Raw genomic sequence first — 24,149 nt, forward strand, 5'->3', positions numbered from 1 at the left:
GCTTACGGGAAACCCGGGCGGGGCGGCGAGGCGTGCGGGCCTCACACGTCGCTGGTGGATTCCTCGAGGAGGAGGTAGCCGGCGAGCATGCGTTTGAGTTCGGCGACCGTCTCGTCGTGGTCGTGGCCGTCCTGCACGGAGAAGCTGAGCAGCGAGTAGGCCGTGTGGACGAGTACCTGTGACATCATCTCCCGACGCTCACGCTGAGAAGGCGTGAGCGGGGCGATGATTCGGGCGACCTGTTCGGCCAGGACGCGCTCGTTCATCGAGGCGGTGGCCCGCGTGGCCGGGGTGGACTGCACGGCCAGCCACACCGCGCGCCGGGACGGGTCGGTGCGCCAGAGTGCGGCGAGGTGATCGAGGAATTTCTCGAGGAGGCTGGGCCATTCCAGGGACGGCACCTCGGTGGAGAAGGCGGTCAGCTCTTCCCGCACGTCGACGGTGTCCTGGCGGTCGAGTTCACAGACGATCACATACTTGTTGGCGAAGTACTGATAGAGCGTGCCGATCGGCACCTCGGCACGTGCTGCGATCTCCTCGCAGGTGAGTGACTCGAAACCGACGTCGATCAGCAGGTCGCGGGCCGCGACGAGCATCGCCTCGAACTTGCGCTTGCTGCGTTCCTGCGTCGGACGCTTGCGCGGCATGAGTGGCTGCGCGAACCCGCCCCCTGCTGACTCCGCGGGCATCGTCGTCTACACGGACAGATCGCGTCGCAGCTTCAGCACGTGACCGGTGGCCCGGACGTTGTACTGGGCGAGCGCGATGGTGCCGTCCTCGTCGACGAGGAATGTCGAGCGGATCACGCCGGTGACGGTCTTGCCGTAGAGCTTCTTCTCGCCGAAGGCGCCCCACTCGGTGAGGACCTTCTTGTCCGGGTCACTCAGCAGCGGGAAGGTCAGCCCCTGCGCCTCGGCGAACTTCTGCAGCTTCACCGGCCTGTCGGGGGAGATGCCGACGACCGCGATGCCCGAGTCCTCGAGTTCGGCGAGGTTGTCGCGGAAGTCACAGGCCTGTTTGGTACATCCGGGGGTCGACGCCGCGGGATAGAAGTACACGATGACCTTGCGCCCGGCGTAGTCGGAGAGGGACACCGGGGTTTCGTGTGCGTCGGGCAGGGTGAACTGCGGGGCATTGTCACCCACCGACAGCCGATTGGTCGCTGCCATGAGCCCAGGTTAGTCGATCGTCGTGACTGTCGACTCTGCCGACCGGGACCGTCGTGTGCAGCGATCGTCGCCGCCTAGCCGGCGGTCCCGATGAGAAAGAGCACAACAGTTCGGAGTCGCGGTGCCGTCCGGCGACCAAAGTCCCGAGCCGTCGATCACGCTCGACCAACACGGCCGGGGCTGGCATTCGGCCGATTGATCGGCGGCCGATCGGTCGCGCCTTGGTCTCGACGGGGGCGGGCCTGGGCGCGACCGGCCCGGTCATGCCGTAACATCGAGGCGTTGTCGTGTGCGGTCGCCGGGTGCGGTTCACCGGGCCGCTGCCCGACGACCGCGCCAAGAAGACACATCACCGGGAGGACCACCACGTGGCTGGGGATACCGATCGTATCGAGCAGGAGATCGCGAAAGCTCGCGAAGACCTCGCCCATACGCTGGACGCGCTCGCCGAGCGCACGAGTCCGCAGCGACTGGCCGATGACGCCAAGACCAAGGCGCTGGCCACGTTGAACACCCCCGCTGTGAAGTACAGCCTCGCCGGTGTCGGTGCGCTGGTTCTTGTTCTCGTCATCCGCAAGGTAGTCGTCAGTTGAGCGCCGGTCGTCGCCGCTCGGTTCGCGGCGCGACCGCCGCACTGTCCATCGTCGCTGTGATGTCCGTATTGTCTGGATGCACAAGCGATCCCACGTATTCCGATGCGATCACGCAGGCACCTGGCCTCGACACCATCGGCCGTCCGCAGATCTCGGTCACCGGGTGGGGCCAGAAGCCGATGAGGGATGAGGCCGTCGGCGTGATGCCCGGCGCCCGCATCACGGTCACCGCGCACTACGGCAATCTCGACTCGGTGTTCGTCACCGGACCCGACGGCCCGGTCCGCGGCCACACCTCGCCCGACGGTGCCAACTGGGTCAACGACGAGGCCCTTGATTACGGGGCGCAGTACACCCTCACCGCGGCCGCCCGTGGCGTCGAAGGGCAGGGGGCCCGGCGCGTCGCCTTCACCACCGCGTCGGCGGAATCGTTTGCCGACGTGTCGACGATCACCAACGACGGCGAGACCGTCGGCGTCGGACAGCCGGTGGTGATCAACTTCGATCAGCCGATCACCGACAAGCTCAACGCCCAGCGCGCCATCGCGGTGACCACCGATCCGCCTGTCGAGGGTGCCTTCTACTGGGTCAACGACAGCATGCTGCGCTGGCGGCCCGAACACTTCTGGGCCCCCGGGACCAAGGTGAAGGTCGCAGCGCGGCTCAAGGGCATCGATCTCGGTGGCGGCGTGTTCGGTCAGAACGACCTCACCACCTCGTTCACCGTCGGCCGGCGCTTCGTCGCCATCGCCGACGACAAGACCAAGATGATCACCATCTACGTGAACGGGCGCGTCGTGAAGACGATGCCCACCTCGATGGGCAAGGACTCCACGCCCACCAACAACGGGATCTACATCGTCGCCGAACGCGAACCGAGCGTCATCATGGATTCGTCCACCTATGGGGTGCCGGTCAATTCGCCCGAGGGCTATAAGGAGACCGTGTACGACGCGACGCGGATCTCGTTCAGCGGCATCTATGTTCACTCCGCCCCGTGGTCACTGGGTGATCAGGGCAACACCGACGTGAGCAACGGATGCCTCAACGTCAGTCCCGACAACGCCGAGTGGTTCCTCACACATGCGCTGCGCGGTGACATCGTGATCGCGAAAAACACTGTCGGCCCGCCACTTCCGGGGGATGACGGGCTCGGTGACTGGAACGTGCCGTGGTCGGTGTGGAAGCGTGGCAACGCCAACTCCTAGCCGCGAACAGGCGATTTCACTTCTGCGTCGCAGACATGTAAGGTTCCTTTTCGCACGGCAAGCGCCATTAGCTCAATTGGCAGAGCAGCTGACTCTTAATCAGCGGGTTCGGGGTTCGAGTCCCTGATGGCGCACTTCCAAGACGTCCCGCTCGAGCGGGACGTCTTGTCGCGTCTGGAATCCCGGTCCGGCGCGGGACGAACATGTCGACTCGGCCGATCAGTCGACTCGGACAATTCGGGAGAACAGGGTTTCTCGTACACTGAGTGCGAGACGACGGTACGCGCGGGCGGGACGCGAACACCGTTGTCGCCTTGACGGGCGGCACGCGCCCGCATCGGGCATCGTCAATTGGCAGTTGACACCGGGGTGGGCACCGGGTCACCGAAGACAGGTTGGTGAAGATGGGGATCGGTCGAACCCGGCGAACGTCACTCGTGATCAGTGGGATTCTGCTGGCGGTGATGGCGTTGTTGACGTCCTGCACACAGGACCCGTCCTACTCCGACAATGTCTCGAGTTCCAACCTGCTCGGGGACAAGCTCATGCCAAGTCTCGCGTTCAGCGAGAACGGCGACAAGCCGCTCGGCGACAACTCCGTCGGCGTCCAGCCGGGCGCACCGATCACCGTGCGTTCCAGCGAGGGAACGCTGACATCGGTGGTCATTACGAAGTCCAACGGTCAGCCGGTCCGCGGCACGCTCAGTGAGGGCGGCACCAAGTGGGTCAGCGACGAGGTCCTCGGTTTCAACCGGACCTACACGCTCGCCGCGGACGCGACCGGCGTCGGCGGCACCAGCTCCAAGCGGGTGTCGTTCACCACGAGTGCGCCCAACAACCTGACCCAGGCGTACGTGACCCCCACCGCCGAGGATCGCGTGGTCGGCGTCGGCCAGCCGGTCGCGGTCAAGTTCGACGAGGTCATCCCGAACCGACGCGCCGCGGAGCGGGCCATCAAGGTCACCGCCAATCCGCCGGTGGAGGGTGCGTTCTACTGGATCAGCGACACCGAGGTGCGCTGGCGGCCACAGCACTTCTGGCGTCCCGGCACGCAGGTGAACGTCGAGGTGAACACCGAGGGCATCGATCTCGGTGACGGCCTCTACGGTCAGCAGAACGTCAAGCGGCAGTTCCGCATCGGACGGTCGATGATCATCACCGCCGACGACAACACCAAGATGGTCACCTTCAAACGCGACGGCCGGGTCATCAAGACCATGCCGACATCGATGGGCAAGCCGGGCACCGAGACCGACAACGGCTGGTACCTGGTGTCCGACAAGCACGACCACATCATCATGGACTCGTCGACCTACGGTGTCCCGGTCGGGTCGGCCGACGGCTACCGCACGCCCGTCGACTACGCGACACGGATGTCCTACAGTGGCATTTTCTTCCACTCGGCCCCGTGGTCGGTGTGGGCCCAGGGCAACACCAACACCAGCCACGGCTGTCTGAACCTGAGCCCGGACAACGCGCTGTGGGTGTTGCAGAACACGCTGAAGGGCGACCCGGTCCTGGTCAAGAACACCGCAGGCGGAACCCTGTCGGGCGTCGACGGGCTGGGTGACTGGAACATCGACTGGGCGCAATGGAAGGCCGGAAACGCCGCCGGCTGATCCGAGTCACCACCTTCGGGCACCGGGGCGGGCGACCTCGCCACCACCTTGACACTGAGCACTGTTACGATCGCGGCTGACAACGATCGCCGACGACAAAGGTGCACCACATGGCCGACCGCTCATCCTGGGAAAACGACGACCTGACCGGCTGTGCGTGATCTCGCCCGCAGTTTCTGCGAGAAGGAGATCAAGCCGAACATCGAGAAGTTCATCGAGCAGCATCACGTCGATCGTGATCTCTGGAACAAGGCCGGGGAGCTCGGCCTGCTCTGCATGTCCATCCCGGAGGAGTACGGCGGCGGCGGGGGCACGTTCGCGCATGAGGCCGTCCTCATCGAGGAACAGGCCAAGGTGGCCGACTCGTCGTGGGGCGTCAGCCTGCACAACGGCATCGTCGCCCACTATCTGCTCGCCTATGGGTCCGAGGAACAGAAGAAGACCTGGCTGCCCAAGATGGCGTCGGGAGAGGTTGTCGGCGCCATCGCCATGACCGAACCCGGAACAGGATCGGACCTGCAGAACGTCAAGACCAAGGCGATCCGCGACGGTGACGATTACGTCATCGACGGCTCGAAGACGTTCATCACCAACGGTGCCCAGGCCGACCTGATCATCCTGGTCGCCAAGACCGACGTCTCCGAGGGCGCCAAGGGTATCTCGCTGATCCTCGTGGAGGCCGAGCGCGACGGCTTCCGCCGCGGACGGGTGCTCGACAAGGTGGGGCAGCGGGGGCAGGACACCTCGGAGCTGTTCTTCGACGGGGTGCGGGTGCCCACCAGCAACCTCCTCGGTGCCGAGGAGGGACAGGGCTTCATCCAGCTGATGGCCCAGCTGCCGCAGGAGCGGCTGATCATCGCGGTCGCCTCGGTGGCGGGGATGGAGACCGCGCTGGCCCACACCCTTGCCTACACGAAGGAGCGCACGGCGTTCGGCCGGCCCGTCTTCGGGTTTCAGAACACGAAGTTCAAGCTCGCCGAGGTGGCGACCGAGACCCGGATCGCACGCGTCTTCGTCGACGACTGCATCACCAAGCACCTTGACGGTGAGCTCGACATCCCGACCGTGGCGATGGCCAAGTGGTGGACGAGTGACCGCGCGATGGTCGTCGCTGACGAATGTCTGCAGCTCTTCGGTGGCTACGGCTATATGAACGAGTACCCGATCGCACGCATGTGGTCCGATCAGCGTGTGCAGAAGATCTACGCCGGGACCAACGAGATCATGAAGGAGATCATCGCGCGCACGCTCTGAGCAGCGTTCGGGGCCGGGTGCGGTGATAGATTCCTCCTGTCGCGCACCCGGCCGGCCATCGGTCGGGGAGGACCGGTGCCGCACCGGGTGGCCGGCGAGGAGGGTGTATGTCGATCGGCCGGGGACTCCCTCGATGGACGTCGGTGTGTGTGGCCATGGTGATCCTGAGCGCCGGGGCCGGTGTGGCCGGGACCGGGAGGGCCGAGGCCGTGCCGCGGGAGTGGCTGCCGAGTTCGGGCTGTGTGAACGACCTGCCGCCCAAGCCGGTGCATCGGCCCTTCGATCCGCGCGATCTGATCCCGAAGTTGCCCGACCACATCGGGATTCCGCTGCCCTACCCGCGGGTCCTGCCGGTTCCCGAACCGGCGCCGGAGGTGCCGCAGGTACGCATACCGTCGCAGCTGCCGCCCCGCGACCCGTGCTCGGACCCGTGCCCCGACATCACCGACCCGCCCAAACTCAAACCGGGCGGTCCCGCGCTGAGCATCGAGTTCCCCAAGATCACCTTGGATCCGCGCCCGATCAACATCCCGATCCCGGTGCCCAATCCGAACCCGCCCGAGTTGCCGCCACCACCGAAGGCCAAGGCGCCCGGATTCGACGCCGGACCGACGGCACCGCGCCCGACTCCGCCCCGCGTCGGCCGAGTGGATTTCGTGTCGACCCTGACCGGGAAGGGCTCCACCAGCCGGACCGACAAACGCTGGCAGGTGATGGGCACCGACCTCGGCATCATGTGGCAGTCCAAGCCGGGACAGGTCGCGATCGCCTTCGGCGACACCTTCGGTAAGGGTTTCAAGCCACCAGGGGCCAATGGACGGGACTGGCGCAGCAACGTGCTCGGCTTCTCCACCGACAAGAACCTCGCCGACGGCATGTCGATCGACACGATGGTCCAGGACAGTCGGTGCCACGCCGTGCAAGTGCTCAGCTCCAGGCACATCGACTACTACGAGATGACGACGATCCCTACGTCGGGATTCGCCATCGGCGACCGTCAGTACATGAGCTATATGTCGGTCCGTACCTGGGGCCCGATCCCCGGGGTGTGGCTGACCAACTACGGCGGGCTGGCCTACTCCGACGACGGCGGCTCCACCTGGACGCGCGATCCATATGCCCGGTGGGACAACATCTTCGGCACGAGCCGCTTCCAGGTGTCCGCGATGGTCCCCAAGGGCGACTACGTGTACATGTTCGGTACGCCCAACTCCCGGATCGGTACCGTGGGGCTCGCTCGGGTTGCCAAAGCCGACGTGCTGAACAAGACGGCCTACCAGTACTGGCGAGACGGTCGCTGGGTGCCCGCCCGAGACGGCAACGTCGCCTCACCGCTGTTCTTCGGCCCGGCCGGTGAACTGTCGGCCCGCTTCGACGAGACCAGCCAACGCTGGCAGCTCAGCTACCTCGACGCGTTCCGCGGTTCGATCGTGCTGCGCCGGGCCCGTGAACCGCAGGGGCTGTGGTCCGAGCCGGCCGAACTGGTGCATTCGCAACGGTATGCCCAGCTCTACGGCGGGTTCCTGCATCCGTGGTCTCGTGGGAATGACCTGTACTTCACGATGTCCACCTGGACCCAGTACAACGTGTCACTCATGCGCGCCCACCTGTACTGACCCGCCGACAGCACCGCTATTTCGCGTCGACAGCGAACGCCCGTGAGGTGCCGCTGATCTCACGAACGACACCGCGGGCGTCGCGGCTGTTGCCGTGATAGCGGACGCGATAGGTGCCCGACGTACCGGGCGGGGGAGTCCAGGTGATGCGGATGTGCGAGGCGTCGGAGCTGCCCGCGGGTCGGGACCAACGGAACTCGGTGGACCAGTCGTTGTCGTCGGCGATCGTGTGCCACCCGGTGCGCTCGCGGCGCTGGATCTCCAGATAGGTGCGACCGTGCCGGAAGTCGTTGTTGGGGTGGGCACCCACGAAGGTCACCGCCACCTGCTGGCCGGCGCGGTAGCGGGACCGTGGACTCACCAGGACATCGCCGTAGCGGCGTCCGGCGACGGGGCGGTCGGGTGGGACGGCGGGCAGCAGATCGGGCTGCACCGCGGACTTGTCCAGCGGAGCGGGACCGCGGCCGAGCGGCCGGCCGGTGGCCATCGCGGCGGCGAGGCGGGCGAACTCCTGCATGTAGGCCGACAGGGTCCACCGCCCGAACTGGGTTTCCCCGCCTTCGTACTGCTGGGCGTCATACTCCTCGGGAGTGGTCACGTACTGGGTGTAGGCATTCGAATAGCCTTGCACCAGAACGTCGTCGAGATCTACGCGCAAGGCGTCGGCGACCACCTGCCGCAGTCGTAGCCCGGCGACGATGGTCACCTCGGCGGGTACGGCCACCAAGACCAACTCACCGATCCGCATGATCTGTAGCGGCACGACCTGCGGGATCCACGGCGACGGCGGCAGCAAACCGAGTGGAAACAAGATCAGCTTGGGTGCCTGCATGTCGCGCATCCACGGTGCGATCGGTGGACGTCGGTCACCGCCGAAGGCGGCCACGAGCGGATTGGTGACCCCTTCCTGCAGGAAGGGTAGTTGTGAATAGTAGTTGTCCTCGGTGCTGGTGGCCGCGGCCGCTGCACCCATCATCGCCGGCGTGGTCCGTGCCGGCCGGCCTTCCGGGGTGTAGGCGGCATCGATGGAGACGGCCGACATGTCGACGTAGCGCACAATCGAGTCGACCCCGCCCCGGCTCATCGCGCGTGCCCCGTCGAATGCGTTGCGCCCGGCCAGATACTGGCGTTCCCCGATGATGGCGCAGTTGCGCCGATTGTCGAAGGTGGGACCGCTCGGCCGCATCTTGATCAGGTTGAGGTTGGGTGTCATGTCACCCGAGTTGGTCTGCGGGAACGCCGCGACAAAGCCGGGTTGCGTGCTCTCCCAGCGGTAACTCGCGTAGCCCTTGTTGTCACCGGCGATCAGACGGTTGCGGTCGGTCAGCGAGGTGCCGTGCGTGGAGAACCAGGTGATAGCCCCGATGTCATTTCCGCCCTGCCGAAATCGCAGGACAGTCACCGTGGGGTCGATGGCCGACGGGAAGTGCCGGCGCTCGGATGCGGGGTTGAGATCGAAGGCGACCTTCGAGCGGTTGGCGCTCGCATCGTGGAGTTCGCCACGGCCGATGCTGATGGAACCGGGTGCGAGGTTCTCGTGCGCACGGACGATCGCGGCGAACAGGCCGTCCACCTCGGCCTCATAGGAATTCTTTTTGAACCCGTATGCCGCAAGTGAATACGCGTAATCCCAGGCGGTTCCTCCGCAGGACGCGTGGGAATGGGTGGCGTTGAGGTTCACGTTGCGTTCGGTGTAGAGCGACCCGAACCGGGCACGCAGCCTGGGCATCAGGCCCATGTGATGCGATTGGAACAGGCAGGCGATGTCGGCGGTGACAAAGACGACGCGGCTGCCGATGGCCTCGTCGACGACGATGTAGGCACGGGCCCAGCATCGCTGGAGCAGGCCCTCGGCCACCTGGTCGGCCTCGGAGTAGCCCATCATGCCCTGCCCCGCGACGGCGCCGGTCATGTCCGCGATCCCGCAGCCGACGAGATAGTTCGTGCTGTCGGCCGGGCGCGGTGCCGCACTCGCCGCGCCGACGGTCCGGACGCCCACCCCCAGCGCGACACCGCCGCCGAGGGTTGCGGCAGCCCCGAGTGCCCGCCTACGACTGATGTCCATGTGTTCCCCCCGCATCGATGGCGTCGGTGACGTGTGTCAGCAACAGTGTGGTGGTGGCTCGTGCGATGGTCCGGCAGACCGCGACGTCACGAATGTTCAGGTAGGACAACGTGATCCCGTCAGTGGCTGCGACCACCAGCGGAGCGAGATCACGCACGGGCGTCGTCCAACTCATGCCGGCGAGAGCGGCCGCCGCGTCGAGGCCGTCGGCGATGGCGTCATAGTAGGCGTGGTACATCTGGGCGCCGAACTCGCGCAGTCCGTCGGTTTGCCGCGCGTACTGGTTGAGCGCGATCATCGCCTGCTCGCGATCGGGGTCGGCGACGACGCCGTCGATATACGCCGACAGCGCGCCGTACAACATTTGCTCGACCCCCGTCCGCCCGCGGGTGCCCACGCTTGCGCCCTCGGCGAGGGCCTCGGTGACGGCCTCGAGTTCAACGGTGACACCGCGTTGCACCAGTGCGGCCAGCAAGGCCTCGCGCGACTCGAAGACGTAGTGGAATGTCGAGAGTGTCACCCCGGCGTTCGCGCAGATCGCGCGCGTGGTCGCGCCGTCGACGCCGCCGCGCGCGATCACATGAAAGGCGGAGTCCAGCAACAACTCCCGCCGCTTCTCAACGGGAATCCTCACCGGAGCGCTCCGAGAACCTCACGGGCGGCGCGCTTACCGGAGCGGACCGCGCCGTCCATGTAGCCGGTCCAGTAGTCGGCGGTTTCGGTTCCGGCCCAGTGGATGGGCCCGACCGGTTCGCGCAGCGCCGGACCGAACCGGGTGAGTGTTCCCGGCGAGCTGACCGCGACGGGACCGCCCCGTGACCACGGCTCGAGATCCCATTTGAAGATCCCGTAGTCGATGAAGTCGCGGGCGTGGGGCCCGAAGTAGTCGACGAAGTTGCCGATGCACTCACGCACGATCTGGTGTTCGGGTGCGTGGTCGAGGCGGCGCATGGCGTCGGCGGAGATGAAGCCCATCAGGATGTGCCGGTTCTCCGCGTAGCTCTCGAAGGTGACGTCGATCGGGCGGCCGTCGCCGTATACCTGCCCCGACAGTCCCTTGTCCCGCCAGAAGGGGCGGCGGTACAGCGCGGCGAACTTGCTCACCGCACCCATGTGGTAGCCGCGGGTGAGGCCTACCCGGGCGGCGGGAAGGCCTGGGCGGTAATCGATCTGGTCGCTGATAGCCGGTGACATCGCGACGATGACCTTGCGTGCGCGGAAGGTCCCGGCGTCGCTGGAAACGGTGGCCATACCGCCCGCCGTGTTGATGGTGCGGACCGGTGCGTTGTAGATCACCCGAGGGCCGAGAGCCCTGGCCATTCGCAGCGGGATCAGTGCGGCCCCGCCCTCGAAGAGCTTCTCCTGCGCGCCGCCGTCGGTACTGAGCAGACGGATCAGGGTGCCCGGGTTGTTCTCGTCGCCCGACGCGGCGATGTAGTTGAGGAAGTACAACGCGGAGACCTCGTCGGGCCGGACCGACAGCGGCGCCGACATGGCGACCTGCATCAGGTCGCGGGCGGTCTGGGTGTTCACCATCTGGTCGGTGTACTGCTTCCAGGTGAGTGAGTCCAGACGTCGCGCATCGGGATGCTTCCAGGGTTCGCCCACCGGGAATCCCGCCAGTGCGTCGACCTGGGCGCGGGCCAGCGCGGGACCGGCTTCGCCGACGTCGGGAATGAGTGGCAGCGGCAGTGCGGCCGACATCCGGTGTACCCGGCCGTCGTTGTAGAAGATGCTGTCGCCGGTGTTGTAGGTGCGGATGCTGCGGACGTCGAATTCGGTTGCCAGCGCGACAATGTGGTTCTGCGTCGGACCGATGAACTCGGCCCCGGCATCCAGGGTGGCGCCCAGGCGTGGAGACCTGATGTTGTGCACTCGGCCGCCGGCCCGATTGCGTGCTTCGAGAACGACCACCGACGCCCCGGCCTCGGTCAGCGTCTTGGCGGCGGCGAGTCCGGACAATCCCGCGCCGACCACGATCGCGTCGACGACCCCTCCGGCCGGCGCGGCACCAGCCGGTGTGCGGCCTGCTGCGAGCGTGCCGGCGGTGGCTCCGGCGGCCAGCGCTGTGCCGGCGAGGAAACGCCGGCGTGAGACGTGTGTGCTCATGTCATCCCCCCGATTACGGACCCGTGCGGTCCGGTGATGGATCGGAAACTACCCACAGCGTGTTTAGGTCATTTGACCTGAAGTTACGGAAGAGTAACAGCTGCACGGACCTTCCCGGTGGGATTCGGGCGATCCTGTTCGGGTCGCGCTAGTGTACGTTTGTACATGTACATACGTACACATGAGGAGGAAGTGTGGCCCAGACGCAGCAGCCGACCCAACGGCGACGACGCGACCCCGCACAGCGCAGACAGGTCATCATCGACGCCGCCGCGGAACTGATCGTCGAGCTTGGTTCGGCGGGGCTGACCCATCGGCTCGTGGCCGACCGGGCCGGGGTCCCACTGGGCTCGACCACCCAGTACTTCACCAGCCTCGACGAGCTGCGCGAGGCGGGACTGCATCACCTGGCCGACGAGATCGACGGGGAGGTACGCGATTTCGCCGGTGTGTTACGGGAACGGGGCGCGTCGGCCGACGTGTTCGGTGAGATGCTGCATGCCTACCTGTGCGACATCCGGCTGGTTCGTGCCGATCTGGCACTGTTGAACGCGGCCTTCGTCGACCCTGCGCTGGGTCCGCTGGCGTTGCGCTTGCCGACCGCGGTCATCTACCTCCTCATCCCTCATATCGGGGAACAACGCGCTCGGGCGGTTGCCGCCTACGTCGACGGTGTTGCGATGCACACCGTGCTGAGGGGCACGACGCCGACCATTGCCGAACTGTCCGACGCGCTTGCCGCACTGACGAATTCCGGAGAAGCCGATGCGGTCACCGACAACTGAGCGCGCAGAGATATCGTTCCGCCGGCGATGGGCGTCAGCGGCTGTGCTCTCGGTGAGCCTCCTGGTGGTCGTCGTCGATATGACGATCCTCAACATCGCTCTGCCGGATCTGGCCGCAGATCTGCGTCCGAGTGCCGATCAGCAGCTGTGGATCATCGACATCTACTCACTCGTCCTCGCCGGATTGCTGCTGTCGATGAGCTCACTCGGTGACCGCTGGGGCCGAAAACGGATGCTGCTCTTGGGTTTCACAATGTTCGGTGCCGCATCGGCACTGGCGCTGGTGGCCACGACACCCGAGATCGTCATCGGCGTCCGCGCACTGCTCGGCGTCGGTGGTGCGATGATCATGCCGACGACATTGTCGTTGCTGCGCAGCGTGTTCACCGATCCGTCCGAACGCGCCACCGCACTGGGGCTGTGGGCCGCGGTCTCGGGCCTCGGTGCCGCAGTCGGGCCGATCGCCGGCGGCCTGCTGCTCGAGTACTTCTCGTGGCGGGCGGCCTTCCTGGTGAACGTGCCGCTGATGGGGCTCGCCCTGATCGCCGCGGCCATCATCCTGCCCGAGTCCCGTCATCCGCAGCCGGGGCGATGGGATGTCGTCGGCGCCGGTATGTCGATCCTCGGTATGGTGCTGCTCGTCTGGTCCATCAAACGACTCGCCAAAGAGGAGTTCGCCGCTCCCGGTGCGTGGGTGGCGTTGGCGGCGGCGGTGATCGTGCTCGGTGCCTTCGTGTGGCGGTGCATGCGTCGCTCGGACGCACTGCTCGATATCGGGCTGTTCACCAGTCGGCCGTTCAGTGCGGGCGTGCTGGCGGCACTGGGATCGATGTTCGGGCTCGCGGCGGCGCTGCTCCTGCTGGCGCAGTGGCTGCAGCTGGTCGAAGGTCACTCGCCGATCCAGGCCGGTATCCGGCTCCTGCCCGTTGCCGCGGCGGCCATGGTGTCCTCGATACTCGCGCCGTTGACCGCGAAAGCGATCGGCGCGCGCCCGGTTCTGGCCGGCGGTATCGCGCTGGCCGGACTCGGCATGGCGATCATGTGGTGGGGATCGGGATCGATCCCCTTCGGCCTCGTGGTGGTGTCGCAGATTTTCATCGGGTTCGGCATCGGGTCACTCGCGATCGCGTCGGCGATGATCATGTCCGGCACGCCGGACGAGAAGGCAGGCAACGCGGCAGCGCTGGAGGAGACCTCGTACGACCTCGGCAACGTGCTGGGCGTCGCTGTGTTGGGCAGCATCGCCGCGGTGCTCTACCGGTCGACGCTGACCGCTGATCTCGCGGGTGCACCGGATCCGACGATGGTGTCGGCGGCGGGTGAGTCGCTCGGTTCGGCCATGACGATCGCCGAACAGTCGAACTCGCCCGAGCTGGCCGCCGCTGCCGCGGATGCGTTCACCGGGGCCCTGCGCGACACCAGTCTCGTCGGCGGCCTGATCCTGATGGCGGTCGCCGGTCTGGTGTGGATGATCACGCCGCGCGGAACCGACATCACCCAGCAGCACCGGTGAGCGGTCCCGATCAGCCGAGCCCGACGAGGAACGCGGCCAGCCGCGTCGACACCTGTTCGGGCCGACCGTTGTTCTGACGAGCCGCCGCGGTCAGGACATCGATGTGGTTGTAGCCGGGCAGCGTGACGACGATGCCGCGCGGGTCCGCGGTGGGGGTCGGCTGCACGCCGCCGGCGGCGATGAAGGTGATCATCGGGGCGCGGGCGGCCGCGTCACGGTAGAACCGATGGCGTGATGCGGTGGGGCTGTTGCGGTTCGACAGCTCCGTGGGAAGTGCCGTGGGGAAGTACCACTCGGTGAAGTCCAGCGGCGGTTCGGACAGGCTCCGGGCGAGTTCGTGAATCGACGTCACCTCGTTGGCGGGGGTCGTATAGCGGTAGAGCGACGGATCGATCTGATCGTAGTCACGCCAGCGGTAGACGATGCCCGGTGCAAAACCGTTGGGTGCGTACTTGGTCGCGTCACCGAAGGCGGTCAGTGACAGCGGGATTCGCTTGGCCAGCGAGGTGGGCAGCGGAAACGATTTCGCGACCACCGGCCCGGAACCGATGAAACCGACACTGGCCTGCAGGAAACCGAAGGGCTGCGAGTTGTCGTCGAGAATCGCACCGAGAACCGCGGCGTTGGTGGCGTGCAGCGATCGGACATCGGGTGTGCCGGTGAGGAACATCGGATAGTCCTTGGCGAGCAACGTCCGCAACGTCATGTCGACGTTGAGATTGCGGGGCAGCCGGCGGATGACGTCGTCCACACCATTGGGGGCCAGGCGCGCTGCGAGGCCGGTCAGTGCGAGGAGATTCATCGTCTCGGGGTTGATGACCGCGGGCAGCGCCAGCACCGGCAGAGCGGTGTCGACCGCACCGGTCACGGTGTCCAGAACCGAAGCGACCGTCGGCGGTATCTCGGGTATGTGCATCCCGCGGGGGAGTGCGAGTCCGCCGGTGAGTGAGGTGAGGTCGGAGGTGATGCCGGTGTCGAGCGCGACGTAGCCGGCGCACTGATTGAATCCGGCGTCGGCCGTGGTCGCGGGATTGCCGTCGAAATCCCACTCCGCGAAGAAACCGGTGATGAAGCCGCCGAGCGAGTGGCCGCCACACACCATCTTCTGCTTGCGCATCCGCTGGTCGGGTAGCTCGGCGGCCATCAGATCGTACTGGTCACGCAGGGTCTGTTCGAGCCCTTGATGGCGCAGCCAAGCGTACTGCGGTCCATTCGCCGGGAATCCGGGGAAACCAGCGAACCGGCGTCCGCCTATGGGTGTGCCGGAGACGTAGTAGTCGGCCGCGGTGTCGAAGGATCCGGTCCGCAGGGCGGCGGCGATCCCGGTGTGGTCCTCCATGCAGTTCGATCGTCGGTCCAGCGCCCAGAACTCGACCGATGAACCCGCTCGTGCGGCGGCCGCGACGGTGTTGCGGGCGACGCTCTCGAATGCGCCGGCACCCTCGAAGATTCCTGGTTGGGCCACCACGATCCGATCGGCGTCGGCGGAGCGGACCGGGCCGGTCGCCGAGCGAAATCGCAAGTACGACAACCAGTCACAGGCCGCCGGATGTGGGGGCGTACCCGCCCGGAGAGGGATGTGGACGCGGACGACGGTCGCTGTCACCGAGGTCACCGGCGACGTCGAGGCGTACCCGGTCTCGATGCGTTGCGGGCGGGTCGGGGCGGCATCGGCGATCGCGGGCGCGAAGATCGTCGTCCACAGCACCAGGGGGACTACCAGCAGCGCAGCGATGCCAAGTAGCCGACGAGATACGCCCATGATGATTCCCCCTGATTCGGACAGCGCCGACCACCGGGCACGAGTCCCCAGATGACCGACCAACCTGCAGCCAGACGCTACTCCGGGCGCGCGCCGCTGACCGGGGAATCGAAACAGGCCGGTGGGGCACGCCGCCACGGTGCACTCACCTACACGTCACCGGCCGTTCATCTTCATGATCCACAATTGTGGTGTGGAGCACATGGACGGTCTGCTGGCCTTTGCGCAACGGTGGAGTCGCTTCGGTGGGGGCGACGCGGAGGACATCATGGTGGAGTTCGGCCTCACCGAGGAGGCGTATTTCAGCCGCGTTCTCGAGGTACTGAAGAGTTCGGATCTAGACGCGGTCACCCGAGAGACCATCGAGCATGTGGCGCGCCGACGGTTGCTCGCCTGCGGGTCGGCCGACGGTCGCACTGCGTCCTGAGCGGGGTGGTGGAAGCCAGACCGCAGGTGTTGCTGAGGCTATGCCCCGACGACGACGTGAGTTCACTGCGATGCCCTCTGTCCGGCTGCGACCGACCGCTGGGGTCGACGTGACCGGACGGCACCAGCGCTCCGACGCTATCGCGCAGCGGCTCACGGCTGCACTGAATCGCAGCTTCCGATGCTGACCTCTGGCGGTCAGGGGGCCTCGGTCCCGAGGCCGGCGAGTGCGTCGGCGAGGTAGTCGTCCTCGGCGTCGTTGCCGGGCAGATCGAGCGCGCGGCGGTATGCGTCTGCCGCGCGGCGGTCGTCGCCCAGCTCGGACAGTGTGAGTGCGCGGGCGATGTGGAAGGGCCGGAAACGGTCGAGCTTGGGGTCCGACTGCAACTGGTCGAGCAGCGTCATGCCCCGCGCCGGTCCGTAGGCGCGGCCCACGGCGACGGCGCGACCCACGCGCACCACGGGCCCGGGATCGTGTGCCTCGAGCAGACGGTACAGGACCGCGATCTGCGCCCAGTCGGTATCGCCCGCGGTGGGGGCCTCGGCGTGCACGGCGGCGATCGCCGCCTGGATGGTGTACGGACCGGCATCGGACTGTGCCGCAGCGGTTTCTGCGAGCGCGGTGCCCTCGGCGGAGAGGCTCTGATCCCAGAGTTCGCGGTTCTGGTCGCCCAGCGGAACGGGCCGCCCGTCGCCGTCGAGTCGCGCCGGACGGCGGGACTGGGTGAGCAGCAGCAATGCCAGCAGCCCCGACGTCTCCGCGCGGGGGAGCAGAGAGCGCAGGGTCCGTGCGAGCGTGATGGCTTCGTCGGTGAGATCGTCGCGGATGTGCGCGTCGCCGGTCGAGCGGGCGTATCCCTCCGAGAACAGCAAGTAGATCACCCGGAGGACCCCGCCGAGCCGGCCGGGCAGATCGTCGTCTCGCGGCGACGTGAACGGGACCCCGAGCGCGCCGATCCGCTTCTTGGCCCGCACGATCCGCTGCTGGGCCGTCGGGACTCCGATCAGCAACGCGTGTGCGACCTCCGCAGTGGTCAGTCCGGCGACGAACCGCAGGGTGAGGGCGATCCGGTCTTCGGCGCGCAGCACGGGATGTGTGCACGCGAAGAACATACCCAGCCGTTCGTCGGGGAGTTGCGGTGGTGGCGCATCGGCCGGATCCGCGAAACCCGCAGGCGCGGGGGCGCGTTCGGCCTCGGCGTGCAGCCGGGCGAGCTTGTCGGCTAGGACGGACTCACGCCGCACCACGTCGAGTGCCTTGCGTTTGGCCGTGGTCGTGACCCACGCCTCCGGTGAATCCGGGACACCGGTCCGCGACCACGTGGTCAGGGCCTGCGCAATAGCGTCGTGCAACGCGTCTTCCGCGAGGTCGAGGTCGCCGAACTTGCGGGTGAGAGTGGCGAGTACCCGCGCGCGGAACTCTCGGTCGAGGCCCGACACCGCCCGGCGGGCCGCAGACTCTACGGAATCCGCGGCCGCCGAACGGCGTGGCGCACGAGACATGGTTCAGTACGGCGCGAGCGGCCGGATCTCCACGTGACCGCCGGGCGCCGAGCCCGGGCTGCGTCGGGCCCACTCGATCGCCTCGTCGACGTTTGCGACGTCGATGACGTACACCCCGCCGACGAATTCTCGTACCTCGGCGAACGGTCCGGACGACGCCACCACCCGCTCCCCGCTGTCGTCGGTGTGCACCACCGCGCGCTCGTCCTCGAGGGCGAACGAGTTGACGACGATACCGGCCTTGGTGATCTCCTCGTCGAAGGCGAAGAACTCCTCGGCGCTCGCGCCGCCCTCCTCACCGCAGGCCGGATCGTCGACATGTCCCATGAGCAGCAATGCGTACTTCATCGTTCCTCCAGTTCTCGGCCACTACGTGGTGGTCCCGATGTGGCCAATGATGCCGAACCGGATCGGTCCGACACCATGGTGACGTACGGCGACTCCGGGTATCGACAGCACAGTGAAAGGGATTAGCGAATCGAGAAAGCCCCACCTGCGGATGGCAGACGGGGCATCGTCGGGGTGGATGACGGGACTCGAACCCGCGACAGCCAGGATCACAACCTGGTGCTCTACCAACTGAACTACATCCACCATCGGCGTCGGAAACCCAGGCATTCGCGCTGGGTCCCAGAGCCAAGGTCATACTTTAGCCGTTGACCGGCGTCGAACACCAATCGTTTGATGACCTGCGTGTTCAGGCCGGCCCGAGGTCGCTGACGATGGTGGCGAGCGCGTCGGCGTCGGGTCCCGGTGCCGGCACGAAGGCCGCCGCGCGGTAGTAGCGGAGCTCTCGGATCGACTCCCGGATGTCGGCCAGCGCACGGTGGGCGAGACCCTTCTCCGGTTGCCCGAAGTAGATGCGCGGATACCAGCGCCGGCTCAACTCCTTGATGGAGCTGACGTCGACCATCCGGTAGTGCAGGTAGGCATCGAGTTCGGGCATGTCGCGGGCGATGAACCCACGGTCGGTGGCGATCGAGTTCCCGGCCAGCGGAACAGCACCCGCGGTGGTGACGTGGGCGCGGATGTAGTCGAGCACCAGCTTCTCGGCTTCGGCGAGAGTGACCGTGGACGCGCGTACCTCCTCGGTGAGCCCGGAGTCGGCATGCATCTTGGTGACGACGTCGGGCATGTTCGCCAGGGCGTCGTCGTCGGCGTGGATCACCACGTCCACGCCCTCTCCGAGGATGTTGAGGTCGCCGTCGGTCACCAGGGCCGCGATCTCGATCAGTTTGTCGGACTCCAACGAGAGCCCGGTCATCTCACAATCGATCCACACCAGTTTGTCCTGCACTCATCGAGCTTATCCAACAGGTGCGGGTCGCTATTGTTGCGTTGCGAGGATGCAATGACGTCGACCGAGAGGAACCCCGTGACCGAGGCCAGTGGACCGACCGCCAACGAGGCAGCACAGCGCATCGCCGCCGGCTACGCCTTCGAGTCCGCCTCCCTCGAATTGGGCTCGGTGTCGGTGGACGGTCAGGTCGATCCCACCGCCAGGGTGCGGATTCCGCTCGCGATGATGAATCGGCACGGTCTGGTTGCCGGTGCGACCGGAACCGGCAAGACCAAATCGTTGCAGCTCATTGCCGAACAGCTCTCGGCCAACGGTGTTCCCGTGGTGATGGCCGACATCAAGGGAGACCTGTCGGGTCTGTCGAATCCGGGCGCGCCGGGCGATCGGATCTCCACCCGCGCTCAGCAGACCGGCGACGACTGGCAGCCGACGGCGTATCCGGTGGAGTTCGTGTCGCTGGGATCCACCGGGATCGGCGTCCCGATCCGCGCGACCATCACTTCATTCGGTCCGATCCTGCTGAGCAAGGTGTTGGGGCTCAACGACACTCAGGAGTCCACACTCGGGCTCATCTTCCACTGGGCCGATCAGAAGGGTCTGCCGCTGCTCGATCTGAAGGATCTGCGGTCGGTGATCGCCCACCTCACCAGTGACGAGGGCAAACCGGAACTGAAGGCGATCGGCGGGGTGTCCACACAGACGGCGGGTGTGATCCTGCGGGCACTCACCAACCTCGAGGCCGACGGCGGGGACACCTTCTTCGGGGAACCGGAGATCGAACCGGGCGACCTCCTGCGCCTGGCCGCCGACGGACGCGGCATCATCACCCTGTTCGAACTCGGCGCGCAGGCGGCGCGCCCGGCCCTGTTCTCCACCTTCCTGATGTGGATATTGGCCGACCTCTTCGAATTCCTGCCCGAGGTGGGTGATCTCGACAAGCCCAAGCTGGTGTTCATCTTCGACGAATCCCACCTGTTGTTCAACGACGCCTCGAAAGCCTTTGTGGCGCAGGTTGTCCAGACAGTCAAGCTCATCCGGTCCAAGGGTGTTGGGGTGTTCTTCTGCTCGCAGCTGCCCACCGACATCCCCAACGAGGTCCTGTCGCAGCTCGGTGCCCGCATCCAGCATGCGTTGCGCGCCTTCACCCCCGACGATCAGAAAGCACTCAGTAAGACCGTCAAGACCTACCCGGTGTCGGACGTGTACAAACTCGATGCGGCCCTCACCTCATTGGGCACCGGTGAGGCGGTGGTGACCGTGCTCTCCGAGAAGGGCGCACCCACGCCGGTGGCCTGGACGGTGATCCGGGCGCCGCGGTCCTCGATGGAAGCCGTTGCGGCTGAGGGCATCACCGCGGCCGCCCAGGCCAGTCCGCTGTACGCGAAATACGGAGAGTCGATCGACCGCGAATCGGCGTATGAAAAACTCGCTGCCAAGACGCTGGCGCCGGGCGAAGCAGCAGACGCCCCGGCTCCACCGCCGCCTCCCGCGCCGGCACCTGCTCCCGCGCCCAAGCCGGCGCCGGAGGAACCCGGCGTGCTGACCGAGGTGCTGACGAGCAAACCGATGCAGAGTTTCCTCCGATCGGCGGCGAGTGCGGCCGGACGCGAGTTCAGTCGCGCCATCTTCGGCACCGGGCGTCGCCGACGCTGACCTCCAGTGGGCTCAGCCGGGCTCAGCTGTCGCCGAGCTTGCGGTAGAACGATCCGACGATGGGCGCCACCACCGCCCGCGGGCTGTACCCGCCCGCCACGGACATGGCCTTCGACAAGGCGCCCGGAACGACCCGCATCTTGTTGTGCTCCAAGGCATCCAGGCTCATCTCGGCGACCTTGGCGCTGGAATGCCACATGAACCCGGGCACCATCTTGTCCACAATCGAGGCGTCCTGCTCCGACGGGGTCTCGGTGCGCACCGGGCCGGGAGCCAGCAGGGTGACATGCACGCCCTGCGACGACACCTCCCCGCGGAGTGATTCGCTGAAGGTGTTGACGAAGGCCTTGGTCGCGGCGTAGGTGGCGTTGTTGGGGATCGGCATGTTGCCCGCGGCCGACCCCACCATCAGGATTCCACCGGAGCCGCGTCGGACCATCTGGGGGATCACGGCGAGCGTGAGATCGTGAACGGCGTTGACGTTCAAGAGAACCTGCGCTCGTTCGTAACCGGCGTCGAGCTCGCTCACCGGCCCGAAGGTGGCGATGCCGGCATTGTTGCAGAGGATCGAGATCTCGCGGTCGGCGAATTCGGCGGCGAGGACCTCCACCGCCGGAGGCTCGGACAGGTCGACGGCACGCACCTCGGCGACCACGCTGTGGCGAGCCTGCAACTCGCCGGCGAGATCCTCGAGGATGTCGCCGCGCCGGGCCACCAAGATCAGGGAGTGCCCGCGCGCCGCAAGTGCGCGGGCCAACTCCATCCCGATCCCGGACGATGCCCCGGTAACGATGGCTCGGGTGGCGGCGGATGGAGGCGGCACAGGCATGCCGCAATGATAGAGACCAGCGCTCAGGTGGCGGTCAGCCGGAACACCTGGATGGGGCGATCGGTGCGTCCGCGATAGACCGAGTACACGCGTACCAGGCGCTCGAACTCGGCATAGACCCGATCGCGTTCTGCCCCGACGACGGGCGTGGCCGTCGCCGCGACCTCGATCCCGGCGGTGTTGACCGAGCATTCGGGATGGGCCAGCAGATTCCAGGTCCAGGCCGGATGATGCTCCTGCCCGAAATTGGAGCCCACGACATGCAGGTCGGGGTCCTCCCGGTGATAGAGCAACGGGCTGGTCCTCGGCTGTCCTGATCGCCGTCCGGTGGTGGTGAGTAGCATCGTCGGCGCACCGATGGGTCCGAGCATCGTGTAGCGCCCGCCCGAGGAATGCAGGATTCTGCGGTCGAGCGGAGCGAGCGTGCGGATCGCCCAGGACCCTGGGCCCGAACATGCGAACGCGGTCAGGGGGCGGCGGAGGGGACTGGTCTCCGATCCCCAGCGGCGCTCCGGGAACACCTGTGTCATGCAGTTCTCCTGTGTTGTCCCCGGGCAGCGTAGCGACTTCGCCCGACACGTGCGGACGCATCGGGCGACGTCGAGAGCACGCCGGCTCTGCGGCCGGAGTCAGCCGATGCCGGCGGCCACCTCGGTGCCCTGCCGGATCGCACGCTTGGCGTCGAGCTCGCCCGCGTAGTCGGCCCCACCGATCACGTGGGTGGTCACCCCGGCGACGGTCAGCGGGTCCACCAGTTCGCGGACCGACTCCTGGCCGGCGCACACCACCACGTTGTCGACCTCGAGGATGCGGGTGTCGGTCACCTTCCCCTCCTCGTCGCGGAAGCTCAGGTGCAGACCCGCGTCGTCGATCTTGTCGTAGTGCGCACCCGAGATCTGTTCGACGCCTTTCATCTTGATCACCGCGCGGTGCACCCAGCCGCTGGTCTTGCCCAGCGACTTGCCCTGGCGGCCGGGCTTGCGCTGGACCAGGTAGACCTGCCGGATCGCCGGCAGCGGACGGGGTTTGGTGACAAAACCGGGCTTGTCACCGTCCTCGGTGACACCCCACTCCTGCTCCCACTCCTTGAGGTTGAGCGACGGGGACTCGTCGGTGACCAGGAATTCGCTGACGTCGAAACCGATTCCGCCCGCACCGATCACGGCGACACGCTTGCCGATCTCGCGGTGCCCGAGCACCGCCTCGGCGTAGGACATCACCATCGGATGATCGATGCCGTCGATCTGCGGGATGCGCGGGACGACGCCGGTCGCGATGATGACGTCGTCGTAGCGTTCGGCGATGATCTGCTCGGCGCTGACCCGTGTGTTGAGGTGAACGTTGACGTTGTTGATCTCGAGCTGGCGCGTGAAGTAGCGGATCGTCTCGGTGAACTCCTCCTTGCCGGGGATGCGCGAGGCGATGGAGAACTGGCCGCCGATGTGCTCGCCACCCTCGTAGAGGTCCACCCGATGCCCGCGTTCGGCGGCCGAGACCGCCGCGGACAACCCGGCCGGGCCGGCGCCGATGACGGCGACGCGCTTGGCCTTGCGGGTGGGGCCCAGAATCAGGGTGGTCTCCCGGCCGGCGCGCGGGTTGACCAGGCAGGACACGTGTTTGCCGACGAAGGCGTGGTCGAGGCAGGCCTGGTTGCAGCCGATGCAGGTGTTGATCTCGTCGGCGCGGCCCTCGCGCGCCTTGTTGGGCAGATGCGGATCGGCCAGGAACGGACGAGCCATCTGGATGGCGTCGACGCGCCCGCGTTCGAGGACCTCCTCGGCCTGCTCGGCGGTGTTGATCCGGTTCGCGGCGATCAGCGGGATGGACACCTGGTCACGCAGACGCTCGGTGAACTTGACGAAGGCACCGCGCGGAACCGAGGTGACGATGGTGGGCACCTGGGCCTCGTGCCAGCCGATGTCGGTGTTGATCGCGTCGACGCCGTATTCCTCGGCTTTGCGGGCCATCAGCGCGATCTCGTCCCAGGTCTGGCCCTTGCGAACGAAGTCGGCGATGGACTGGCGCAGGATGATGGGGAAATCGCGCGGCACCTGCCGACGCATCTCCTTGATGACCTCCACCAGGAAGCGCTGACGGTTCTCGGTGGTGCCGCCCCACTTGTCGGTGCGGTCGTTGGTGTGCGGGCAGAGGAACTGGTTGATGAGGTATCCCTCGCCGCCCATGATCTCGACCGCGTCGTACCCCGCCTGGCGAGCCAGCTTGGCGGACCGTCCGAAGGTCCGGATGATGTGCCACACAATCGGTTCGGTCATCTTCAGATGCTTGAACGGGTGGATCGGCGACGGCTCGGAACCTGCGGCGACCTTGAACGGGTTGTAGCCGTAGCGGCCGGCGTGGATGAGCTGCATGGCGATCTTGCCGCCCTCGGCGTGCACGGCCCGGGTGATCCGTTGGTGGCGTTTGACCTCGAGGATGTTGGTCATCTTGCCGCCGGCGGGGGAGAGCACGCCGGTGCGGCTGGTGGCGAATCCGCCGGTGATGATGAGTCCCGCACCGCCTTTGGCCCGCTCGGCGAAGTACGCGGCGAGCTTGTCGGTATCCCAGACCCGGTCCTCGAGGCCGGTGTGCATCGATCCCATGACGATCCGGTTCGGCAGGGTCATCCCGCCGATCTGCAGGGGCTCGAACAGGTTGGGGTAGTGGGGGTTACGCTCGGCCGTGTGGGCTGACATGGCGTTGCCTCTCATCTCGGTGGGTGGTGCATCAGTCGGCGGTCGGGGTTCG

20 protein-coding genes, 2 tRNA genes and 1 pseudogene are annotated in these 24,149 nt (G+C 66.7%); 10 read left to right on the forward strand and 13 right to left on the reverse strand.

The window, feature by feature from the left end; translation table 11 throughout:
* Positions 1-41: 41 nt before the first annotated feature.
* Together GBRO_RS09860 and bcp are read right to left on the reverse strand one after the other, a co-directional pair.
* On the reverse strand, positions 42-647 hold the full coding sequence (locus GBRO_RS09860; protein WP_370452895.1) for a TetR family transcriptional regulator: 606 nt from the start codon (positions 645-647) through the stop codon (positions 42-44).
* A gap of 48 nt (positions 648-695) precedes the next feature.
* Positions 696-1,169 (reverse strand): thioredoxin-dependent thiol peroxidase, encoded by a 474-nt coding sequence (gene bcp, locus GBRO_RS09865; RefSeq protein WP_012833808.1) that lies wholly within the window; start codon positions 1,167-1,169, stop codon positions 696-698.
* Between the two features lie 368 nt (positions 1,170-1,537).
* Here bcp and GBRO_RS09870 point away from each other — a divergent pair, with 368 nt between their 5' ends.
* From GBRO_RS09870 to GBRO_RS09895, 6 genes and pseudogenes are all read left to right on the forward strand, one after another.
* The gene (locus GBRO_RS09870) at positions 1,538-1,762 is read left to right on the forward strand and encodes a DUF3618 domain-containing protein (RefSeq protein WP_012833809.1); all 225 of its coding nucleotides are present in this window, start codon (positions 1,538-1,540) and stop codon (positions 1,760-1,762) included.
* 59 nt (positions 1,763-1,821) lie between these two features.
* Positions 1,822-2,970, forward strand: a complete 1,149-nt coding sequence (locus GBRO_RS09875; RefSeq protein ID WP_012833810.1) for a L,D-transpeptidase — start codon at positions 1,822-1,824, stop codon at positions 2,968-2,970.
* Positions 2,971-3,031: 61 nt separating this feature from the next.
* Positions 3,032-3,104 (forward strand) — tRNA-Lys (locus GBRO_RS09880).
* Positions 3,105-3,374: 270 nt separating this feature from the next.
* Complete coding sequence (locus tag GBRO_RS09885; protein ID WP_012833811.1) at positions 3,375-4,589, forward strand: L,D-transpeptidase; 1,215 nt, start codon at positions 3,375-3,377, stop codon at positions 4,587-4,589.
* 110 nt (positions 4,590-4,699) lie between these two features.
* Positions 4,700-5,843, forward strand: a pseudogene (locus tag GBRO_RS09890) (acyl-CoA dehydrogenase family protein).
* A gap of 107 nt (positions 5,844-5,950) precedes the next feature.
* Entirely contained in the window at positions 5,951-7,459 is a 1,509-nt protein-coding gene (locus GBRO_RS09895) for a DUF4185 domain-containing protein (RefSeq protein WP_012833813.1), read from the forward strand.
* A 16-nt stretch (positions 7,460-7,475) separates the two neighbouring features.
* Here GBRO_RS09895 and GBRO_RS09900 read toward each other — a convergent pair whose 3' ends face one another.
* Genes GBRO_RS09900 through GBRO_RS09910 form a run of 3 tightly spaced genes read right to left on the reverse strand, consistent with a single transcriptional unit; the run spans position 7,476 to position 11,633 of the window.
* Positions 7,476-9,524, reverse strand: coding sequence for a neutral/alkaline ceramidase (locus GBRO_RS09900; RefSeq protein WP_012833814.1), 2,049 nt, complete (start codon positions 9,522-9,524; stop codon positions 7,476-7,478).
* Positions 9,508-10,158 carry a TetR/AcrR family transcriptional regulator gene (locus GBRO_RS09905; RefSeq protein WP_012833815.1) on the reverse strand — a complete coding sequence of 217 codons (651 nt, stop codon included), beginning with the start codon at positions 10,156-10,158 and terminating at the stop codon, positions 9,508-9,510. The genes GBRO_RS09900 and GBRO_RS09905 overlap by 17 nt, the downstream gene beginning before the upstream one ends.
* A complete protein-coding gene (locus GBRO_RS09910) occupies positions 10,155-11,633 on the reverse strand; it encodes a flavin monoamine oxidase family protein (protein ID WP_012833816.1) in 1,479 nt (492 codons plus the stop codon). The genes GBRO_RS09905 and GBRO_RS09910 overlap by 4 nt, the downstream gene beginning before the upstream one ends.
* Positions 11,634-11,827: 194 nt before the next feature.
* Here GBRO_RS09910 and GBRO_RS09915 point away from each other — a divergent pair, with 194 nt between their 5' ends.
* On the forward strand, positions 11,828-12,418 hold the full coding sequence (locus GBRO_RS09915; RefSeq protein ID WP_012833817.1) for a TetR/AcrR family transcriptional regulator: 591 nt from the start codon (positions 11,828-11,830) through the stop codon (positions 12,416-12,418).
* A complete protein-coding gene (locus GBRO_RS09920) occupies positions 12,399-13,931 on the forward strand; it encodes an MFS transporter (RefSeq protein ID WP_012833818.1) in 1,533 nt (510 codons plus the stop codon). The genes GBRO_RS09915 and GBRO_RS09920 overlap by 20 nt, the downstream gene beginning before the upstream one ends.
* A 10-nt stretch (positions 13,932-13,941) precedes the next feature.
* Here GBRO_RS09920 and GBRO_RS09925 read toward each other — a convergent pair whose 3' ends face one another.
* Entirely contained in the window at positions 13,942-15,693 is a 1,752-nt protein-coding gene (locus GBRO_RS09925) for a hypothetical protein (protein WP_012833819.1), read from the reverse strand.
* A gap of 193 nt (positions 15,694-15,886) precedes the next feature.
* Here GBRO_RS09925 and GBRO_RS09930 point away from each other — a divergent pair, with 193 nt between their 5' ends.
* Positions 15,887-16,120: a hypothetical protein gene (locus GBRO_RS09930; RefSeq protein ID WP_147290646.1), complete on the forward strand. Its 234-nt coding sequence runs from the start codon at positions 15,887-15,889 to the stop codon at positions 16,118-16,120.
* A 197-nt stretch (positions 16,121-16,317) separates the two neighbouring features.
* Here the strand turns inward: GBRO_RS09930 and GBRO_RS09935 are convergent, their stop codons facing one another.
* The 4 genes from GBRO_RS09935 to orn form a co-directional block, all read right to left on the reverse strand.
* Positions 16,318-17,622, reverse strand: coding sequence for an RNA polymerase sigma factor (locus tag GBRO_RS09935; protein WP_012833821.1), 1,305 nt, complete (start codon positions 17,620-17,622; stop codon positions 16,318-16,320).
* Positions 17,623-17,625: 3 nt separating this feature from the next.
* Positions 17,626-17,970, reverse strand: coding sequence for a YciI family protein (locus GBRO_RS09940; protein ID WP_012833822.1), 345 nt, complete (start codon positions 17,968-17,970; stop codon positions 17,626-17,628).
* A 173-nt stretch (positions 17,971-18,143) separates the two neighbouring features.
* Positions 18,144-18,216 (reverse strand) — tRNA-His (locus tag GBRO_RS09945).
* Positions 18,217-18,319: 103 nt separating this feature from the next.
* Complete coding sequence (gene orn, locus GBRO_RS09950; protein WP_041919835.1) at positions 18,320-18,919, reverse strand: oligoribonuclease; 600 nt, start codon at positions 18,917-18,919, stop codon at positions 18,320-18,322.
* A 54-nt stretch (positions 18,920-18,973) separates the two neighbouring features.
* Between orn and GBRO_RS09955 the strand changes: the two genes are divergently transcribed.
* A complete protein-coding gene (locus GBRO_RS09955) occupies positions 18,974-20,575 on the forward strand; it encodes a helicase HerA-like domain-containing protein (protein ID WP_012833824.1) in 1,602 nt (533 codons plus the stop codon).
* A 22-nt stretch (positions 20,576-20,597) separates the two neighbouring features.
* Here GBRO_RS09955 and cmrA read toward each other — a convergent pair whose 3' ends face one another.
* The 3 genes from cmrA to GBRO_RS09970 form a co-directional block, all read right to left on the reverse strand.
* Entirely contained in the window at positions 20,598-21,404 is an 807-nt protein-coding gene (gene cmrA / locus GBRO_RS09960) for a mycolate reductase (protein WP_012833825.1), read from the reverse strand.
* A gap of 23 nt (positions 21,405-21,427) precedes the next feature.
* The gene (locus tag GBRO_RS09965) at positions 21,428-21,934 is read right to left on the reverse strand and encodes a nitroreductase family deazaflavin-dependent oxidoreductase (protein ID WP_012833826.1); all 507 of its coding nucleotides are present in this window, start codon (positions 21,932-21,934) and stop codon (positions 21,428-21,430) included.
* Positions 21,935-22,033: 99 nt separating this feature from the next.
* A complete protein-coding gene (locus tag GBRO_RS09970) occupies positions 22,034-24,097 on the reverse strand; it encodes an NADPH-dependent 2,4-dienoyl-CoA reductase (RefSeq protein ID WP_012833827.1) in 2,064 nt (687 codons plus the stop codon).
* Positions 24,098-24,149: the final 52 nt, after the last annotated feature.

The organism is Gordonia bronchialis DSM 43247 (genome assembly GCF_000024785.1).
GTDB classification, from domain to species: Bacteria; Actinomycetota; Actinomycetes; order Mycobacteriales; family Mycobacteriaceae; genus Gordonia; species Gordonia bronchialis.

Excerpts from the sequence above, each read along its gene's own strand:
- GBRO_RS09955 (WP_012833824.1), top strand. The coding sequence starts at position 18,974 with ATGACGTCGACCGAGAGGAACCCCGTGACCGAGGCCAGTGGACCGACC.
- GBRO_RS09925 (WP_012833819.1), bottom strand. The coding sequence starts at position 15,693 with ATGGGCGTATCTCGTCGGCTACTTGGCATCGCTGCGCTGCTGGTAGTC.
- GBRO_RS09875 (WP_012833810.1), top strand. The coding sequence starts at position 1,822 with ATGTCCGTATTGTCTGGATGCACAAGCGATCCCACGTATTCCGATGCG.
- GBRO_RS09895 (WP_012833813.1), top strand. The coding sequence starts at position 5,951 with ATGTCGATCGGCCGGGGACTCCCTCGATGGACGTCGGTGTGTGTGGCC.
- GBRO_RS09935 (WP_012833821.1), bottom strand. The coding sequence starts at position 17,622 with ATGTCTCGTGCGCCACGCCGTTCGGCGGCCGCGGATTCCGTAGAGTCT.
- GBRO_RS09940 (WP_012833822.1), bottom strand. The coding sequence starts at position 17,970 with ATGAAGTACGCATTGCTGCTCATGGGACATGTCGACGATCCGGCCTGC.
- GBRO_RS09860 (WP_370452895.1), bottom strand. The coding sequence starts at position 647 with ATGCCGCGCAAGCGTCCGACGCAGGAACGCAGCAAGCGCAAGTTCGAG.
- GBRO_RS09920 (WP_012833818.1), top strand. The coding sequence starts at position 12,399 with ATGCGGTCACCGACAACTGAGCGCGCAGAGATATCGTTCCGCCGGCGA.
- GBRO_RS09885 (WP_012833811.1), top strand. The coding sequence starts at position 3,375 with ATGGGGATCGGTCGAACCCGGCGAACGTCACTCGTGATCAGTGGGATT.
- bcp (WP_012833808.1), bottom strand. The coding sequence starts at position 1,169 with ATGGCAGCGACCAATCGGCTGTCGGTGGGTGACAATGCCCCGCAGTTC.
- GBRO_RS09910 (WP_012833816.1), bottom strand. The coding sequence starts at position 11,633 with ATGAGCACACACGTCTCACGCCGGCGTTTCCTCGCCGGCACAGCGCTG.
- GBRO_RS09900 (WP_012833814.1), bottom strand. The coding sequence starts at position 9,524 with ATGGACATCAGTCGTAGGCGGGCACTCGGGGCTGCCGCAACCCTCGGC.
- GBRO_RS09965 (WP_012833826.1), bottom strand. The coding sequence starts at position 21,934 with ATGACACAGGTGTTCCCGGAGCGCCGCTGGGGATCGGAGACCAGTCCC.
- cmrA (WP_012833825.1), bottom strand. The coding sequence starts at position 21,404 with ATGCCTGTGCCGCCTCCATCCGCCGCCACCCGAGCCATCGTTACCGGG.
- GBRO_RS09970 (WP_012833827.1), bottom strand. The coding sequence starts at position 24,097 with ATGTCAGCCCACACGGCCGAGCGTAACCCCCACTACCCCAACCTGTTC.